The following is a 17,152-nucleotide window of genomic DNA, read 5'->3' as shown; positions in this document are numbered from 1 at the left end:
TGCCCCATACAAAACTAAACCTATACGAAATTAAAAAAGCGCCAGCAAATCAATTCTCTGAGTCTTGCTGACGCTTTTCTAAATTAAGTATCCAAAAACCAGACCGAAAAGCTTTATCCTCTTTTCATGCAGGCTTTAAGGATTATGGGTCGCCCGGGATTCGAACCCGAGACCAGTCGGTTAAAAGCCGAATGCTCTACCGCTGAGCTAGCGACCCGCTTGTTGCTCAACCTTAGCTAGAATAGCACATTGTTTTAAGATTTCAATCAAAAAGATCGACTTTTTTGAAATGCAAAATTTTACGGGCAGCGAGAAGTCGGAGTTTGGTCAAACTCCGACTTTGATGCGATCGCTAATTCACTTGGGGAACGCCATTACCGGAACGGGCATGTTCTCGCTCTAGCGATGCGATGCCGACCTCTGGGGCGCGGAGTTCCTCTTCACGAATAGTCGGCTCTTTGGTGTAGACCGAACTCAGCAGAATGTTAATCACTCCACTGTCTTCGGCTTGCCGAATCGCCTTGTGAGTAATAATTTCACCCACATTCAAAATCACATTGTCTTGCGCATCTAAAATCACGCGATTGACAGGACGACCTAAAGCCTGTTCAACTCGATTGCGATGAATCGCTTTCTGACTGCGCCCTTGATACTCTGCAAATTTTTCTTTGGTGTTATTCCAAAGCGTTCTGAGATTTTCACCTGCGATCGCAGCTTCTTGCTGAAATTGACTGGTCGCCAACGATGCCTCTCGCTGAAATTGGTGTTTTGCTAAGGTCAAAGATTGGTTCGTATTGCCGCGTAGAGCTTCTGTTGGCTGCAATCCTACCGCATCGAGAAGCGTGACTTCTTGCCCTGCGGCGGTCGCTCTTTGAATCACAATGTCTGTGACGATTTGCCCCGGAGCGACGATGATTGCACCCGTGTCGGAGCGAATCATGCGATCGGCACGTCGCCCTTTCGCTTGCTCAAGTCCCAATCGCGCTGTGAAACTTGAGAGGCTTTCATTCGCTCTCTGACTAAGGCTCTGAAACCCGGTGTTGACACGATCGCTAATCTCTTGAAATCCGGTACCGACGCGCTCATTCACATCCTGAAATCGACGATTGAAATCAGGGGTCAAACTGCCACCCGTCGCCCGATAAAGGTCGTCTAAGGCATCCGCGAGACGAGCATGTTCTGCAATGTCGATCGTAATCACCTGATCTTTCGCAACGAGCAATTGTCCTTGATCTGTAAAAACGTCTCGATCGACGGTTTTGCCAATGATGTAGGCGAATTGTTCATCTGGATCAATGAAGCGATCGCGCAATTCTTGCGTTGCAGATTGCAGTCTCAACTGGGCTGCTTCTGAACCTTGTTGAATTTGTTGATTTGCGGCTTGTGCTGCTGCTTGAATTCTTTGTCCTGCAAGTTCAGACGATTCTTGCACGCGAGTCGATGCGGTTTGCATTGCGCCTCGAATTCCACCGACTTGCTCTTCCATTAATGCCGCCGTTTCAGGCGGAACAAACGTCACATCTTCGCCGATCCGCAGCGTTTGGGGAGCAGGAATAAATGATCGCCCGGAATAAGCATCCGCAAAAATCCCACCCGAGGCTTCATACCCCTCGATCGCACCAGTTTGCTCATCAAAGAAGAAATCGACAACCGAACCAAGGAACTGCCCATCGGTTGTGACAATTCGCGTGCCTTTAAGAATAATATTGCGATCGAGAACTCGATGAATCTGCTCACTATGTTTTGCAGAAATAATGTCATCTCGACTTGAAATAATTAACGTATCTATTCCAATCGCTCGCAGTGATCTCAACTCGATCACTTTTGCCGAGCGAAATAATCCCGATTCTTCTACCAGTACACCTAATAAGTGATTGGTTTCTTGATCAAAAATTAGATCTTGAACCCATGCCACTCGCTTTCCTGTATCAAAAGCAATCACGCTTTTATTTAGAATGTCGCTACCTTTTCTCATGATTTCCTTTTAAATTTCAGAGGGTTCTTCCATCTGGCTAATCATGGGAGAGGAAGTTGTGCGCCCAAAACCTGGTACAAGATTGATATAGCCAAAATATTCGAGTGAAACTGCCACAGCCGCAGCAAGAATTGCAATCAAGGCGATCGCTGGAGTTGGATTTGAACGTTTCCCAATAAGACGTGGCATTGTTATAGTTTGAAAGATGATGAATTCAATAAAAAGCAAGCTTCAAGCCGATTAAGCCAGATGTTCTTAGTGTATTTTCTGGTTCATTTCTTGCCGTCAATCGACTGATATAAATCATTGGAAAGATGAACTCTATCCAGAAGTAGAGATTGGATAGTATGCGGTCGTTTTTTATTGATTTAGAGTTTGACTCCCTTGATTCAAGAAAAAAGAAGAGAGGATCCGAAACGTTTTCCAAACTCACGGATTTCAATAAAAAAGTCGCGATCGCCAAATTTCTCGACGATCGCGACTTACGTCACAAAATTCTCACTAAACGGTCGTAATATCTTTTTCTTTCTCTGCTAAAACCTTATCGACTTCAGCAATATATTTGTCCGTCAGCTTTTGAATCTTATCTTGAGTATCACGGGCTTGATCTTCAGAGATTTCTTTTTCTTTCTCCTGTTTCTTCACCGTATCGACTCCATCGCGGCGAATATTGCGAATTGAGACTTTGCCTGCCTCCGCGTATTTTGCCGCCAGCTTCACCAATTCCTTGCGGCGATCGCTCGTCAAAGGTGGAATATTCAATCGAATGGATTGACCATCATTATTCGGAGTCAATCCAATATCTGAGAGCGAAATCGCCTTCTCGATCGCATTCATACTGCTGCGATCGTACGGCTGAATTTGAATCGTCGTCGCATCGGGAGTCGAAATATTTGCCAACTGCTTGAGCGGCGTTTCCGATCCGTAGTACTCGACCGTAATCTTATCCAGCAGGCTTGAATTCGCGCGACCCGTGCGGATTGTATTAAAATCGCGACGCACCGCATCGATCGCCTTTTTCATATGGTCTTCTACATCAGCAAACTTCACAAAAACCTCCGACAATCGTTCCGATAGATTCTCCTGCGACCGCCCGCTTGATGTTTCCCCGCACAGACAGGTCAAAGACAATGATAGGAATATCGTTATCTTTGCACAACGCGATCGCGGTACTGTCCATCACCTTTAGATCCTGTTGCAAAACATGCGAATAAGTCAAACTCTTAAACCGCTTCGCGTCTGGATTCTTTTTCGGGTCAGAATCGTACACCCCATCTACCTTTGTAGCTTTAAACAGCACTTCTGCATTAATCTCTGCGGCTCTCAGTGATGCAGTAGTATCCGTCGTAAAGAACGGATTTCCTGATCCGGCTCCAAAGACCACGACTCTTCCTTTTTCCAAATGTCGAATCGCGCGGCGACGAATATACGGTTCCGCGACTTCTTGCATCGCGATCGCAGTCTGAACACGGGTTGGAATGCCAATTCGTTCTAACGCATCTTGCAGCGTCATTGCATTCATTACCGTTGCAATCATTCCGATATAGTCTGCGGTGGCGCGCTCCATCCCGGCTGCTGCACCCATCATGCCTCGAAAAATATTTCCACCGCCGACCACGATCGCAACTTCAATGCCTTCGTTTACGAGTTCTGCCACTTCCTCAGCGATACCATGAACTACGGCAGGATCAACCCCATATGAAAGCTCTCCCATTAGAGCTTCCCCGCTAAGCTTCAGCAGAATCCGCCGATACGTGACTCCCATGTATTTATTTTTTGTCGTAGTTGTGTCCAACTAAAGATAGCAGTTGATCGGAATTTTGTGATCCCTTTGTCAATCTTTAACTCGATCGAGAATTCACGCAAACTCGTCTGCCTTGCCATAGAATAAGTACCTGTTCTTTCCAGGCTAGGGTTTATGTCTGTCCTGTCATCTGCGCCGTTCTCCGCTGCCGAAATTGCATCTGAAGGGATTCAGCCCGAAGAGTATGAAGAGATTGTGCATCGGCTCGGTCGCCATCCAAATAAAGCTGAACTGGGAATGTTCGGGGTGATGTGGTCGGAGCATTGTTGCTATAAAAATTCGCGTCCATTGTTGAAGCAGTTTCCGACGGAAGGAGCACGAGTTTTAGTCGGCCCCGGTGAGAATGCAGGAGTCGTTGATTTGGGCGACGGGTTGCAGTTGGCATTTAAGATTGAGTCGCATAATCACCCATCGGCAGTCGAACCTTTTCAAGGCGCAGCAACCGGGGTAGGCGGGATTCTGCGAGATATTTTTACGATGGGGGCACGCCCGATCGCGCTTTTAAACTCGTTGAGATTTGGATCGTTAGAGGATGCTCGCACACGTCGGATTGTCAATGGTGTCGTCGCTGGGATCTCCCATTACGGGAATTGCGTCGGGGTTCCCACGGTCGGCGGAGAAGTTTACTTCGATCGAGCTTATTCAGGAAATCCCCTAGTCAACGTGATGGCATTGGGATTGATGGAAACGACTGAGATCGTCAAATCAGGTGCGAAGGGTTTGGGAAATCCAGTTTTATATGTGGGATCGACGACCGGACGCGATGGCATGGGTGGAGCAAGCTTTGCGAGTGCCGAGTTGAGTGATGAATCGATGGACGATCGACCCGCTGTGCAAGTTGGAGATCCGTTCTTAGAGAAGTCTTTGATTGAAGCTTGCCTAGAAGCATTTAAAACAGGTGCAGTCGTTGCGGCTCAAGATATGGGAGCCGCAGGAATTACCTGTTCAACTTCCGAAATGGCGGCAAAAGGGGGAGTGGGCATCGAATTGGATCTCGATTTGATCCCAGTTCGAGAAACCGGAATGGTTCCGTATGAGTATTTACTTTCTGAATCGCAAGAGCGAATGCTGTTTGTTGCAGAGAAAGGAAGAGAACAAGAACTGATTGATATTTTCGAGAAGTGGGGACTACATGCAGTTGTCGCGGGGAAAGTGATCGAAGAATCGATCGTCAGAATTCTCTTCCAAGGTGAAATTGCTGCCGAAATTCCCGCAACCGCTCTTGCCGACAATACGCCGATTTACCATCGCGAATTGCTCAGCGAACCGCCTGAATATGCTCAAAAAGCTTGGGCTTGGACAGTTGAGAGTTTGCCGGATGCTACAACTCAAGGCATTCTGGGTCACAGTTGGAATGAGGTTTTGGGAAAAGTTCTGAAGTCACCAACGATCGCATCGAAACAGTGGGTCTATCGCCAATACGATCACCAAGTTCAAAACAATACCGTTTTACTTCCTGGTGGCGCAGATGCCGCAGTCGTCAGAGTTCGACCGTTAGCAGATTCCACGTCCTCATCGGTGACACCGAATCCGGCTGCACTCACGAAGGGCGTTGCAGCAACCGTTGATTGCAATCCTCGCTATGTTTACTTGCATCCTTATGAAGGTGCAAAAGCGGCAGTTGCAGAAGCAGCGAGAAATCTGAGTTGTGTTGGTGCAGATCCGATCGCAATTACCGATAACTTAAATTTTGGTAGTCCAGAAAAGCCGATCGGATATTGGCAACTGGCAGAAGCGTGTCGCGGATTGTCCGAAGCCTGCCGAGAATTTGAAACTCCCGTCACTGGCGGCAACGTTTCGCTATACAACGAGACCCTCGATTCTCAGGGCAACCCCGAGCCAATTTATCCGACTCCAGTTGTGGGAATGGTCGGATTTATTCCCAACCTCGATCGCATTGCTGGACAAAGCTGGAAACAAAACGGCGATGTCATTTACTTACTCGGTTCCGATGCGTTGACGTTGGGTGGATCAGAATATTTAGCGATCGTGCATCAAACCATTGCCGGAAAGCCCCCGATCGTGGATTTTGACTTAGAGCGAAAAGTGCAAGCCGTTGTGAGATCAGGGATTCGCAGCGGTTTGATTCAATCCGCACATGACTGTGCAGAAGGAGGAATCGCGATCGCACTTGCTGAATCGTGCTTTGGCAATCAACTTGGAGCCACGATCGACCTTGCTGCAACCGACTCGCGACTGGATCAAGTCTTATTTGGAGAAGGAGGAGCGAGAATTTTAGTTTCGGTTCAAGCTGACTCGGTTGCAGAATGGGAAGCGGTTCTTCAAAAAGAAGTCGGCGACCATTGGCGAAAACTAGGAAGTGTAGGTGGGGATTCCTTGAAAATATCGATCGCCCAAAACCTAGTTATCGACGCTAGGATCTCAGAACTATTCGCAGAATGGTCAAGTGCGATCGAGAACGGACTTGACCCTAACGAATAGTCCGAACCGTTGTGTGAGATATTTAAGACAATGTTAAGGATTGGGAAAATTCTTAGCGTTCCGATTGCTGTCTAACTACGCAAAACCAAGCCTATGTTGCCTGATGACACGTTTTCTGTAGATCCTGCTGAGCAACGTCCCGACAAACCGGAAGAAGCTTGCGGGGTGTTTGGGGTTTTTGCTCCAGGCGAGCCTGTCGCAAATCTTGCCTATTTTGGGCTGTTTGCGCTACAGCATCGCGGTCAGGAATCTGCCGGAATTGCTACGTTTGAGGAAGGAGATGTAATTCATCTCCACAAGGATATGGGGTTGGTTTCGCAAGTCTTTAATGAAACCAAACTCAAGGATTTGCCAGGATATTTAGCGATCGGGCATACACGCTATTCGACAACGGGATCGAGTCGCGTGGTTAATGCTCAGCCTGCACTCGCAAAATCACGATTGGGAACGCTAGCGTTAGCACACAATGGAAATTTGGTGAATACCAGCGAACTCAGAGCCGAGCTAGCTGAGACGAATCATGACTTCATCACCACAACCGACTCCGAAGCAATTGCATTAGCGATCGCTGAAGAAGTGAATCGAGGCAACGATTGGGTGAAGGGAGCAATCAATGCGTTCAAACGCTGTCAAGGTGCATTTAGTTTAGCGATCGGGACTCCAGACGGCATGATTGGCACTCGTGATCCCAATGGGGTGCGCCCGCTAGTGTTAGGAACATTGGCACAAGAATCTCACGATCAGCCCTTGCGATATGTGCTGGCTTCAGAAACTTGCGGACTCGATATTATTGGAGCCGATTACGTTCGAGATGTTCAACCCGGTGAACTGGTCTGGATTACCGAAAATGGCATTGAGTCGATTATGTGGGCAGAACAGCCTGTGCGCAAGTTGTGCATTTTTGAAATGATCTACTTTGCGCGTCCCGATAGTGTGATGCACGATGAAACGTTGTATAGCTATCGGTTGCGGATCGGGCGGCAATTAGCAGCAGAATCGAATGTTGATGCTGACATTGTGATTGCTGTGCCGGATTCGGGCGTTCCTGCTGCGATCGGGTTTTCTCAAACGTCTGGAATTCCTTATGCAGAAGGTTTGATCAAAAATCGCTATGTTGGTCGGACTTTCATTCAACCGACTCAAGGGATGCGAGAAGCCGGAATTCGCATGAAGCTCAATCCGCTCAAAGATGTACTTGCTGGAAAGCGGGTGATCATTGTCGATGATTCGATCGTGCGCGGAACCACCAGCCGCAAGATTGTGAGAACCTTGCGCGATGCAGGAGCGATCGAGGTACATATGCGGATTTCTTCGCCGCCTGTGACGCATCCTTGCTTCTATGGCATTGATACTGACAGTCAGGATCATCTGATTGCAGCAACAAAATCGATCGAGGAAATTGCGAAGCAGATCGAAGTAGATTCATTGCAGTATCTCAGTTGGGAAGGGATGTTAACTGCAACCCGCGAGAACCCAGAGGAATTCTGTTCAGCATGTTTTACCGGAGACTATCCGATCGCGATTCCGGAGACGATTAAGCGATCGAAGTTGATGCTGGAAAAAGCTGCAAAATAAAGCAACCTACTCTGAGGTTTGTGCAACCTCAGAGTAGTTAAAATCTTTCTTGATCGAGAATCTGCATGGTACACTGACCAACAATTCGTAGTGACAGTCGGCATCTATGCAAGTTCAATTTAGGCTCGCTGGGAATCTTGTTGTAATTGGATTGTTAGGCGGATTTTTTGCCGCATCTGAGGTACAGGTGCAATCCCAGACCTTACCACCCCCCCCAAATGTTCCTGTCTTTCCTCCCAGTGCGCCTTTACCCTCTGTCAATCCTGCACCGATCATTGTCCCCCCTCGGATACCTGATAGTCCTCCAGCACCCAATGATCGAGTCTATGCTCCTCGCATCAACTCAGTGCAGCCGATCAGGGGTCAGTTCCGGATCTACATCGATAGCGCCAGTCCATTCATCTTGCAGCAGGCAAGGATGATTCAGCCGGATGCTTTTTTTCAGAACCTTGCAGGGCGACGGGTGATTCAAGCAGGACTGTTTACGGATGAAATGAAAGCTCGTCAGCAGCTTTCAAGATTCGCAGCCCAGGGACTTGAAGCTCGAATCTCAACGAGATCGCCGCAATCAAACTTTGAACCCTCGGCACCTCAGCGCGGTTACTATGCGATTGTGCCTGGGAATCGTAGTGAAGTTGAGGAATATCGAGAGCGTGCTGTGCGTTTAGGAGTGACGCAATCTATCTTGCAATTGCGCGATCGTCCTCGCGGCTTACATCTCGCAGTCGGTCCTTTTGCCAATCGCAGCGAGGCAGAACAGGTCGTTCAGTATTTGCGAGAGCGCGGCAGTTTGGATGCGCGATTGTTTTACGATCGCTAACAATGCTACATATACATTGCCATGACCCAACCGAGTCCCAGTCCCATCCATGTAACAATGATCAGGACTGCTAAAGATGAAAAATAGCTGAATTCTGCTGTTTGGAGATCAATGCGTACTAATGCTTCTGCACACAGAACCATAATCACTGGGATGAAAATTTTAAACCAGTTGAGCAAGATCGAGGCAAAGGCTGCGAGCATGAGCAATGACAGAAATGCGATCGTGTCCGAGCGAAACCATTTGGTCAGGATCTTTTCAGAGTTTGTGAGGGGACTCATCAACATCAGTGCGAGGAAAACGCCCAAAATTGCAGCAGAAATGATGGACGACCAAAGATGCGAAGTTGTGATGATCAATTTGCTAAAGATCGCATAAGCGATCAAGAGCAGCGATGCTGAAAGCCAAGGAAACTTTCTCACAAGCATGGATTAGACCACTCGATTTTGACGAATACACTCAGCGTACCAGTGATAACTCGATTTCGGGATTCTCTGCTGAGTCTTGTAATCGACATAGGTAATTCCAAAGCGTTTATCGTAGCCGTATGACCATTCAAAATTGTCCATAAAGCTCCAGATAAAGTAGCCCAAAATCGGATAGCCTTCGATCGCGGCTCGATGGACGCTTTGCAAATGCTGACGCAGGTAAAGAATACGATCGAGATCAAACACTTCTCCCTGAGAGGTCAGTTCATCTTGAGCGGCACATCCATTTTCTGTAATAAAGAGCGCTAAATCAGGACGATTCAACGTTTCGCTCACATGGCGAATTCCCCAATACAAACACTCTGGCACAATCTGCAACCAAGGCATATTCAAGGCTGGATAGTTTTTCGGAAAGTTAATCCATTCACAGCCTTGCCAATTGTCAGCAGCCCGAATGTAAGTTCCGGTGTAAATATTTAATCCCAGAAAATCGAGAGGTTGATGAATCGTTTGGAGATCACTGTCTCGAATATCTGGAGCATCATTTTTCAATTGTTCTAACAATGCGGAACTATATTCACCTGTCAATGCTGGATAGATAATGCCACCATTGCCAGCGTGATAAGGAAATGCTTTCTTTGCAGCTTCGATATGTTCGGGAGATTCATAAAGCGGAACTGTTACACCAAAATTATCGACTAGCCCGATCGAGCAAGATTTCGGAGAATTAGCACGAATCGCCTGACACGCTAATCCATGGGCAAGTAAGGCATGATGCGAGGTTTGCCACACTTCTTTTTTCGATCCCACCTTAGTTCCAGGAGCATGTTGAGGCGTTTTTCCTACGCCATATCCCATGTGGGTAAAGCAGGTGATCTCATTCAGCGTCATCCAGTTTGTAATGCGATCGCCCAAGTTTGACACCACGACTTTCACATACTCTGCAAAGTCTTGCGCCATTTCTCGACTGCGCCAGGAGCCGTATTTCGTTTCTAATGCTTGGGGACTGTCCCAATGAAATAACGTGGCGTAGGGGGTAATGCCGTGATCGAGCAAACAATCAACTAATCTGCGATAAAAATCAAGCCCTGCCTGATTCACAGCACCGCGTCCGTCGGGCACAATTCGAGACCAGGAAATACTAAATCGATAGGTCTGGACTCCCAGTTCTGACATCAGTTTGATGTCGTCTTTGTAGCGATCGTAATGTTCACAAGCGATCGCGCCCGTCTGTCCTTGAAACGTTCTGCCTTTGGTCGCGCTGAATGTATCCCAAACGCTGGGCTTACGTCCATCGCGATCGACTGCGCCTTCAATCTGATAGGCAGCAGTCGCGGTTCCCCACTGAAATCCGGTTGGAAATTGCTGGCTAGTCATGTTGATTGAGTAAAAGAACGATCGCTAAAATTACAGTCGGAGATAACACTGCAAATAATACATTCAATGTCGTGGGCGGAATCTCTGCAAATGGAGCGAGATATTTAATCACGATCGACAAGATTAAAGATGCGACCATGACTTTGACAATCACAGCCAGCGTATCAAGTTTCGTAGCGTTCATAAGCTTCGACAATTTTTTGAACAAGTGAATGGCGCACAACATCTCCTTTCGAGAGATTACAGAATGCGATCGACTCGATCGGTTTCAAAATCTTCTGTGCCATTGCTAAACCCGATTCTTGATGCATCGGCAAATCGGTTTGAGTCAGATCGCCTGTGACCACCATTTTCGATTTAAATCCAAGTCGAGTCAGCAGCATTTTCATTTGCGCTGGTGTGGTGTTTTGTGCTTCGTCAATGATCACAAAAGCATTGTTTAAAGTTCGACCGCGCATATAAGCGATCGGAGCCACTTCAATAATTCCGCGCTCCATCAAACCGCCGATCTTCTCCGGTTCGACAAATTCATAAAGCGCATCATAAAGCGGTCGCAGATATGGATCAATTTTCTGCTGCAAGTCTCCGGGCAAGAAGCCTAATCTTTCCCCCGCTTCCACAGCAGGACGAGTCAGAATCAAGCGCTCATATTGATTCGACAAGAGCGCTTGAATCGCCATGACTGCTGCAAGATACGTTTTTCCTGTTCCGGCAGGTCCAATACAAAACGTCAGATCATGCGATCGAATGGCTTGAATGTACTGCCGTTGCCGAAATGTTTTAGCTCGAATCGCTTCGCCGCGTCGAGTTCGACCTAACACATCCTGCTGAATCGTCTGCAATTCGCCTTCTTGATGCGTATCGAGCGCATGTCGAGCCGTGAGAATATCGACACTAGAAACCGCTTGTCCTTTGCTCCACGTATCTGCCAGCGATTCGATCAGCCGTTTGACCAGATCGACCTGATTTTTGGTTCCCGTAATCAGGAGATCTTGACCGCGCATCACCAGCTTTGCGCCAGTCTGATGAGCCAGCGTTTTCAAATTGTCTTCTTGATTGCCAGAAAGCGCGATCGCACTTTCTGGATTCGGCAGTGAGAACGTAATGGTTTCGACCATGCAATCCTAAATAAGTACTCTGTCTCAGTCTAGGCGTTTTCCTCGAATTGTTGCCGTAGTGTTGCAGGATTATTCATCAATTCAGATTGGGTGATCTCGCTTTGCGCTCCAGATTTTAACCATTTCAATTGAGCCGTGCCATTTTCCGCTTCTGAATCTCCGAGAATCAAACATGCGATCGCACCCGATCGATCGGCACGCTTAAACTGTTTTCCAAAGGCGCTGCCGCTCATGTCTAACTTCACGGTAAAGCCAGAACGACGCAAAGAGTGAGCAAGGTTCAACGCTTGAGCTTCAGCTTTTTCGCCACGCGAGACAACATAGAGATCAACAGGATTTACAACAGATTGCTGAATTTGCTGCAATAAGATCACTAATCGCTCTAATCCCATTGCCCAACCGACCGCAGGCGTTTCTGCTCCGCCTAACTGTGAAACTAATCCGTCATATCTTCCGCCAGCACAGACAGTCGCTTGTGCCCCCAAATCATCGGACTGAATTTCAAACACAGTATGCGTGTAGTAATCTAATCCACGCACAAGCCGAGCATTGATATTACAAGCAATACCTAAATCTTGGAGTAAGGCTTGAACGCGATCGAATCTTTGCTGCGATTCTGAACTGAGATAATCCAAAATACTCGGCGCACCCTGTAGAATCTCTTGGGTTTGTTTGTCTTTAGAGTCCAAAATTCTCAAAGGATTCTTAGTCAGCCGAGTTTGAGAATCTGAATCAAGTTTCTCTTGGTGCGGAGTGAGATATTCAATCAATGCAGTTCGATACGCTTGACGATCGTTGGCATCTCCGATCGAATTCAATTGCAAGGTGAGATTCTTCAAGCCAACTGATTGCAGAATATCTGATGCGATCGCGATTGCTTCTGCATCTGCTCTTGCATCTGCACTGCCTAAAACCTCAACGCCCAATTGATGAAACTGCCGTTGCCGACCCGCTTGCGGACGCTCATACCGAAACATCGCGCCTAAATACCATAAACGCTGCACATCTCCTTGAGTGTGCATTCCATGTTCGATATAGCTACGCACTACACCTGCTGTTCCTTCGGGGCGTAAGGTAATTGAGCGATCGCCTCTGTCTTTGAAGGTGTACATCTCTTTTCCGACAACATCAGTTGTCTCACCAATGCCACGTTCAAACAGATCGGTTTGTTCAAAAATCGGGGTGCGAATTTCTTGATACGCTGCTCGCCCTAAAATCTCTCGTGCGATCGCTTCTACTCGCTGCCAATTACTAATTTCTTCTGGCAAAATATCTCGCGTTCCGCGAGTCGCTTGAATACTCATATCAAAACTTGATCCGTTTAACTCACTCGCGAAATTCCCTAGCAGTCAGAGATTAGCGCTAATTCCTGACATATCTTATGACAATTCCTTGCCCGGTTTACACTTTCGTCAATCCTGTTCGGTGTGTAAATAGGCGTGTCTAGTAGTTGAACACAATAAATTGACAACTACTTCACCCGTCCTCGCTGCCAAGCCAAATAACTTTCTCGCAAATCCTGTAAGAACTGATTGCGGGTTGAGGCTTGCCATTCTTGAGCCGCATTACGCAATACTTCTGACATGGCAGGAGACGCAGGAGAAAATCGCTCGAAGCATTGCACCTTCAAATTCTCGGACATTGCCAGGGAAATTGCATTGATCATCTCGATCGCTCCCGATCCGACAATATGCGCCCCTAAAATCTCACCACTCCGCCGCACAATCAACTTACACAGCCCTGTTGTCTCTCCGGTGATTTGTGCCTGCATCAAGGGGCTAAACGGTTGCCGCAAGACCAAAACATCTTTACGATAACGTCGATGCGCTTGCGACTCGTTTAAGCCAATCCATGCACATTCAGGTTCAGTCGCCACGGATTGAATTGCTCGATCGTAATCTACTTTGAAAATCGGTAGAGATGTCAGATTTTTCAGCACCACATCCGTTTGATAGCGGGCGATCGATTGCACTGGATGCGCGATCCAATAAACTCGCGGATGATTGGTTTGTAAGCGATCGTTGAGTTGGATCGGTTCGTAAATCTCCATTGCTTCGAGATTCAGATCTGAGATCATAGGTTGCCAACCAACCGTGACAAGTAATTCATCTGCCTCGATTGTATAGTTCTCAATCTCGATCGCTTTTTTTGGACCCACTTGCTGAATTTGCTTGATATGCAGCGCATTAATGATGCGAATCCCTTCAGCTTCTAGAGCCGCTTGAACTAAGAAAGCGGCTTCTGGATCAGCCATCGTCAGCAAATGAGGTTGACGCAGCAGCATCGTGACTCGCGACCCCAAGCGGGCATAGAGCTGCGCAAACTCTATCCCAATTGGATCATCGCCAATAATTGCGATCGATTCTGGCACTCTGAGTAAAAGCTGATCCGCCGTCAGATAATTAACACTTGATAAGCCAGGTGGATCAGGAATGGCAGATCGATAATCTTTTGCAATCAAATAGGCGGATGATCTCAAAAGTCTCCCATTTACGACAAATCCGGTCTGTGGCTTGCGACAGAACTCGCCTGCACCTGGGATAAATTCAATCCCTAAAGTAGCTAATTTTGCCGGGTCATAGAATTCTTGATGCGATCGATCCACCACATTCATGTAGTGCTGGATCGATTCAAACGAAAGCGATCGCACCTCAGAATTAAAAAAAGAACGGGAACGATTCACTTGATCCAACTTCTTAGTCAAGTTGGAGAGAATATGCACGTGGGGAAATTTTGGCTGACAATTTTGCGCCACAATTGCGACTCTGGCACGCTTTCGTGCTGCTGCGATCGCAGCATAAATTCCAGTTTCTGAGTATCCAAGGATTACGACATCATATTCAGCAGACATGTGCTTAGCCCATCGATCAATCGTTGATTTTCCGAGGTGAGGCGTACTGCAACTCGAAAATAGCGATCGCCTAATTCCGGAAAACTAAGACAATCTCGAATAAGCATCTTATCGTGTTCGAGCAGGTCTTTCTGTAGTTGTGAAACTGAACACTCGGATTTGACTAAATAGAAATTCGCGGCTCCGAGGTGTGGAGATAAGCCTGGAATTTGGTTTAATCCTTCAAATAGCTGTGGACGTGCTGCTTGTAGCCAGTCAAATGTTTGTTTCTGGAACTCAATATCTTGGAGCACGGCTTCTGCTGCTTTTGCTGCCAAAATATTCACTGACCACGGATCACGCCGCTCTTGCCAAGTTTTCAAGCGATCCGGATGAGCAATTGCATAGCCAAATCGTAATCCTGGCAAACTGTAAAACTTTGTCAGCGATCGTAAAATCACTAAATTTGGATACTCTTGCACGTCTCCAATCAAACTTTGCGATTGGTCGGGCGGCAAGAAATCCATAAAGGCTTCATCGACAACCACCAGTTCAAATCGGTGCAGCTTCTCTAAAATCCACGATCGATCAAACAGTTTCCCTGTGGGATTGTGTGGATTATTCAGCAATAGACCTGCATTTCCTAGGAGATCTGCCCCAATTGGACATGTTTTTATCTCAGCACCAAAGGCTTTCAATGCGCGGAAATAGTCCCCAAACGCTGGAACAAACAAAACGGTGTTCGCCAATTCTGCTAAATCCCAACACGCCCAGGTGAGCAACTCAGCAGAACCATTACCGGGAAGAATCCAATCCGGGGAAAGCTGGTGGATCTGAGCTAGCATCGATCTCACCTGCTGATAATTCGGATCGGGATAATCCCGCAGTAAAGGCAATGCAGCTTGGATCGCTTCAATTGCCGATCGCGGTGTTCCTAACGGGTTAATACTGGCAGAAAAATCAAGAATTGCATTGGGGGAACAGCCAGCGAGACGTGCTGCCCAAGATAAATTTCCCCCATGTGCTGGACGAGCCAATGATTTTACCTGCCTGTTTCTATCGGATTGAAACTTATTCCGGAGCAACTTTTTCTTTGAACAGTTTACCTGCCGAAAATGCAGGCACGCGAGTTGCAGGGATTTCCATCTTATCGCCAGTTTTGGGGTTACGTCCTTCGCGCGCTTTACGTTCGCGGGATTCAAACGAGCCAAAACCAACCAAGGTCACTTTATCACCTGACGAAACTGCCTCAACGATCGTTTCGATCGCTGCGGACAAGACTGCATCAGCTTGCTTTTTCGTGACACTTGCTTTTTCTGCCACTGCATCAACGAGTTCACCTTTGTTCATAGCCTTTCTCCTCAGAGAGTGATGAATGTTTTGTTTGTCTCAAATGAGACTGTTTTGTCGAATGCCGAAGATCGAATTCAGATCGGCTGAAACTCCGATTCTCTCGAAATTTCAATTGCTCATTCTATAGTCTGTTTCAAAAAAGTGAACGTCCGAAACGACTAATTTGTATGGATTTTAGGAACTTTTTTCTATTTTTTCAGTTTTAGCTGAGTATTTGTACCCAAAAAATCAGATTTCCTGATCAAACGTTGCTGAAGTTTAACGATTTTGCAATATTCATCAGCGATCGAGCGCGATCTTGATTCTCAAGGTTTCAGTCTCACGTGAGACAAGCTCGGCGCAAAATTTATTGGCAAATCAGCGATCGATTGGAGTGGGAAGTTGGGAGTGAGGAGTGGAGAGATAGGGAAAATCTGAAATCTATAGTTGCTGATTTCCATCTCGCCCTTCCGAAAAGTAAGTAGGTGGGTGTAATTCAACATCAGTTCGGCAAGTTCTCTCGCTTCGTTGCTCACCCGCCCCGGAATGAATTCGGGGCTAACGCTGCGAAGTCCACTCTGGGACTAACAGCCGATAGAAAACGCCTTCTTCAGTGGGTTTCAACCCAGTTCGCACCGTTAGCCCTGGAATTCCATTCCGGGGCGGGACGCAAACGAGAGCAGCTATCTTTCAATTCATTTCACCTCCCTACTTAAATGCAGTGGATGAGTAGCTCTCTTCTTAAATCTGATCTGGATCGACTCCCATCTGCCGCAATCGTTCTGCAAGTTGATTGGCTCGTTGCTGAGCTTGTTCTGCCTGTTGCTGAGCTTGTTCTACTTGTTGCCGAACCTGTTGAAGTTCTCGATCGAGTTCGTCATAACTTAAGAACTTTTCACCATTTGGGCGGTAAATCTGCATTGGATTGACCGTGACATCAAACCAAATCCCCAAACGAGGACTGACATAATTTGGAAAATCGTCAATCTCTTCAAGTGAAATATCAGTTCTGAGCCAACCGCGCAATCGGTTTGTGTCTGGATCGTAGAGATAGTATTCTTCAACCTCATAGCGATCGTAGAACAATAATTTTTGATCCATCTCCTTCTGTGTGTTGCTTGGAGACAAAATCTCGAACACCACTTGAGGCGGAATGTTGCCTTCTCGGTGCTGGACATAAGCGCCCCGTGCTGCCCCTTTGACTCCAAACGGATCACCTTTCGGTCTGCCAAAAACAACCATCGCATCCGGTGCAACTCGAATATTGGCTTTGCCTTCGACTGGATACCAGAGCAAATCGCCTGCAACAAAAATATTCGGATAGTTCTGAAATAGAAGATCGAGATTCTTTTTGATCAAAACAATCCATTCAAACTGCTTGGTATTATCCGACATTGGCTTGCCGTCGCTTTCCGGGTAAGTTAGGTCTGCTTTGATGTCAGAAACCATAA

16 protein-coding genes and 1 tRNA gene are annotated in these 17,152 nt (G+C 47.0%); 3 read left to right on the top strand and 14 right to left on the bottom strand.

The annotated features are described in order from the left end of the window. Positions 1-145 precede the first annotated feature (145 nt). The 5 genes from J0L70_RS06095 to pyrH all read right to left on the bottom strand — a co-directional run bounded on the left by J0L70_RS06095 (position 146) and on the right by pyrH (position 3,740). Positions 146-217: transfer RNA gene (locus J0L70_RS06095), tRNA-Lys, on the bottom strand. A gap of 135 nt (positions 218-352) precedes the next feature. Beyond that, complete coding sequence (locus J0L70_RS06090; protein ID WP_287453566.1) at positions 353-1,975, bottom strand: PRC-barrel domain-containing protein; 1,623 nt, start codon at positions 1,973-1,975, stop codon at positions 353-355. Between the two features lie 9 nt (positions 1,976-1,984). Then, on the bottom strand, positions 1,985-2,164 hold the full coding sequence (locus tag J0L70_RS06085) for a hypothetical protein (protein ID WP_287453565.1): 180 nt from the start codon (positions 2,162-2,164) through the stop codon (positions 1,985-1,987). Between the two features lie 312 nt (positions 2,165-2,476). Beyond that, complete coding sequence (gene frr / locus J0L70_RS06080; RefSeq protein ID WP_017289494.1) at positions 2,477-3,025, bottom strand: ribosome recycling factor; 549 nt, start codon at positions 3,023-3,025, stop codon at positions 2,477-2,479. Beyond that, on the bottom strand, positions 3,012-3,740 hold the full coding sequence (pyrH, locus tag J0L70_RS06075; protein WP_017289493.1) for a UMP kinase: 729 nt from the start codon (positions 3,738-3,740) through the stop codon (positions 3,012-3,014). The genes frr and pyrH overlap by 14 nt, the downstream gene beginning before the upstream one ends. A gap of 153 nt (positions 3,741-3,893) precedes the next feature. Here pyrH and purL point away from each other — a divergent pair, with 153 nt between their 5' ends. From purL to J0L70_RS06060, 3 genes are all read left to right on the top strand, one after another. Next, positions 3,894-6,221 carry a phosphoribosylformylglycinamidine synthase subunit PurL gene (gene purL / locus J0L70_RS06070; RefSeq protein WP_287453563.1) on the top strand — a complete coding sequence of 776 codons (2,328 nt, stop codon included), beginning with the start codon at positions 3,894-3,896 and terminating at the stop codon, positions 6,219-6,221. Positions 6,222-6,314: 93 nt separating this feature from the next. Further along, positions 6,315-7,796 carry an amidophosphoribosyltransferase gene (purF, locus tag J0L70_RS06065; protein ID WP_190651177.1) on the top strand — a complete coding sequence of 494 codons (1,482 nt, stop codon included), beginning with the start codon at positions 6,315-6,317 and terminating at the stop codon, positions 7,794-7,796. 106 nt (positions 7,797-7,902) lie between these two features. After that, positions 7,903-8,616, top strand: a complete 714-nt coding sequence (locus tag J0L70_RS06060; protein ID WP_287453562.1) for a hypothetical protein — start codon at positions 7,903-7,905, stop codon at positions 8,614-8,616. 5 nt (positions 8,617-8,621) lie between these two features. Here the strand turns inward: J0L70_RS06060 and J0L70_RS06055 are convergent, their stop codons facing one another. The 9 genes from J0L70_RS06055 to J0L70_RS06015 form a co-directional block, all read right to left on the bottom strand. Next, positions 8,622-9,044: a hypothetical protein gene (locus J0L70_RS06055; protein ID WP_287453561.1), complete on the bottom strand. Its 423-nt coding sequence runs from the start codon at positions 9,042-9,044 to the stop codon at positions 8,622-8,624. Between the two features lie 3 nt (positions 9,045-9,047). Further along, on the bottom strand, positions 9,048-10,421 hold the full coding sequence (locus J0L70_RS06050) for a GH1 family beta-glucosidase (RefSeq protein WP_287453560.1): 1,374 nt from the start codon (positions 10,419-10,421) through the stop codon (positions 9,048-9,050). Next, positions 10,414-10,605: a hypothetical protein gene (locus J0L70_RS06045; protein ID WP_287453558.1), complete on the bottom strand. Its 192-nt coding sequence runs from the start codon at positions 10,603-10,605 to the stop codon at positions 10,414-10,416. Before J0L70_RS06045 ends, J0L70_RS06050 begins: the two co-directional genes overlap by 8 nt. Continuing rightward, on the bottom strand, positions 10,586-11,539 hold the full coding sequence (locus J0L70_RS06040; protein WP_017289486.1) for a PhoH family protein: 954 nt from the start codon (positions 11,537-11,539) through the stop codon (positions 10,586-10,588). The genes J0L70_RS06045 and J0L70_RS06040 overlap by 20 nt, the downstream gene beginning before the upstream one ends. A 29-nt stretch (positions 11,540-11,568) precedes the next feature. Continuing rightward, positions 11,569-12,843: a histidine--tRNA ligase gene (gene hisS / locus J0L70_RS06035; protein ID WP_287453555.1), complete on the bottom strand. Its 1,275-nt coding sequence runs from the start codon at positions 12,841-12,843 to the stop codon at positions 11,569-11,571. Positions 12,844-13,010: 167 nt separating this feature from the next. Beyond that, entirely contained in the window at positions 13,011-14,390 is a 1,380-nt protein-coding gene (locus J0L70_RS06030) for an FAD-dependent oxidoreductase (RefSeq protein ID WP_287453554.1), read from the bottom strand. After that, on the bottom strand, positions 14,366-15,406 hold the full coding sequence (gene cobD, locus J0L70_RS06025) for a threonine-phosphate decarboxylase CobD (protein WP_287453553.1): 1,041 nt from the start codon (positions 15,404-15,406) through the stop codon (positions 14,366-14,368). The genes J0L70_RS06030 and cobD overlap by 25 nt, the downstream gene beginning before the upstream one ends. 34 nt (positions 15,407-15,440) lie before the next feature. After that, a complete protein-coding gene (hbs, locus tag J0L70_RS06020; RefSeq protein WP_263970850.1) occupies positions 15,441-15,734 on the bottom strand; it encodes a non-specific DNA-binding protein Hbs in 294 nt (97 codons plus the stop codon). Positions 15,735-16,442: 708 nt separating this feature from the next. Continuing rightward, on the bottom strand, positions 16,443-17,150 hold the full coding sequence (locus J0L70_RS06015; RefSeq protein WP_242044412.1) for a Uma2 family endonuclease: 708 nt from the start codon (positions 17,148-17,150) through the stop codon (positions 16,443-16,445). Positions 17,151-17,152 lie beyond the last annotated feature (2 nt).

Origin of the sequence: Leptolyngbya sp. UWPOB_LEPTO1 (assembly GCF_017302695.1) — a bacterium.
Classification (GTDB): Bacteria; Cyanobacteriota; Cyanobacteriia; order Leptolyngbyales; family Leptolyngbyaceae; genus Leptolyngbya; species Leptolyngbya boryana.
The sequence above is the reverse complement of the archived record's forward strand: the minus strand, read 5'-3'. Positions and strand labels throughout refer to the sequence as shown.

What these genes read in the sequence shown, in the direction of transcription:
- J0L70_RS06090 (WP_287453566.1), bottom strand. Translation starts at nt 1,975, where the DNA reads ATGAGAAAAGGTAGCGACATTCTAAATAAAAGCGTGATTGCTTTTGAT.
- J0L70_RS06085 (WP_287453565.1), bottom strand. Translation starts at nt 2,164, where the DNA reads ATGCCACGTCTTATTGGGAAACGTTCAAATCCAACTCCAGCGATCGCC.
- pyrH (WP_017289493.1), bottom strand. Translation starts at nt 3,740, where the DNA reads ATGGGAGTCACGTATCGGCGGATTCTGCTGAAGCTTAGCGGGGAAGCT.
- purL (WP_287453563.1), top strand. Translation starts at nt 3,894, where the DNA reads ATGTCTGTCCTGTCATCTGCGCCGTTCTCCGCTGCCGAAATTGCATCT.
- purF (WP_190651177.1), top strand. Translation starts at nt 6,315, where the DNA reads ATGTTGCCTGATGACACGTTTTCTGTAGATCCTGCTGAGCAACGTCCC.
- J0L70_RS06060 (WP_287453562.1), top strand. Translation starts at nt 7,903, where the DNA reads ATGCAAGTTCAATTTAGGCTCGCTGGGAATCTTGTTGTAATTGGATTG.
- J0L70_RS06055 (WP_287453561.1), bottom strand. Translation starts at nt 9,044, where the DNA reads ATGCTTGTGAGAAAGTTTCCTTGGCTTTCAGCATCGCTGCTCTTGATC.
- J0L70_RS06050 (WP_287453560.1), bottom strand. Translation starts at nt 10,421, where the DNA reads ATGACTAGCCAGCAATTTCCAACCGGATTTCAGTGGGGAACCGCGACT.
- J0L70_RS06045 (WP_287453558.1), bottom strand. Translation starts at nt 10,605, where the DNA reads ATGAACGCTACGAAACTTGATACGCTGGCTGTGATTGTCAAAGTCATG.
- J0L70_RS06040 (WP_017289486.1), bottom strand. Translation starts at nt 11,539, where the DNA reads ATGGTCGAAACCATTACGTTCTCACTGCCGAATCCAGAAAGTGCGATC.
- hisS (WP_287453555.1), bottom strand. Translation starts at nt 12,843, where the DNA reads ATGAGTATTCAAGCGACTCGCGGAACGCGAGATATTTTGCCAGAAGAA.
- J0L70_RS06030 (WP_287453554.1), bottom strand. Translation starts at nt 14,390, where the DNA reads ATGTCTGCTGAATATGATGTCGTAATCCTTGGATACTCAGAAACTGGA.
- J0L70_RS06015 (WP_242044412.1), bottom strand. Translation starts at nt 17,150, where the DNA reads ATGGTTTCTGACATCAAAGCAGACCTAACTTACCCGGAAAGCGACGGC.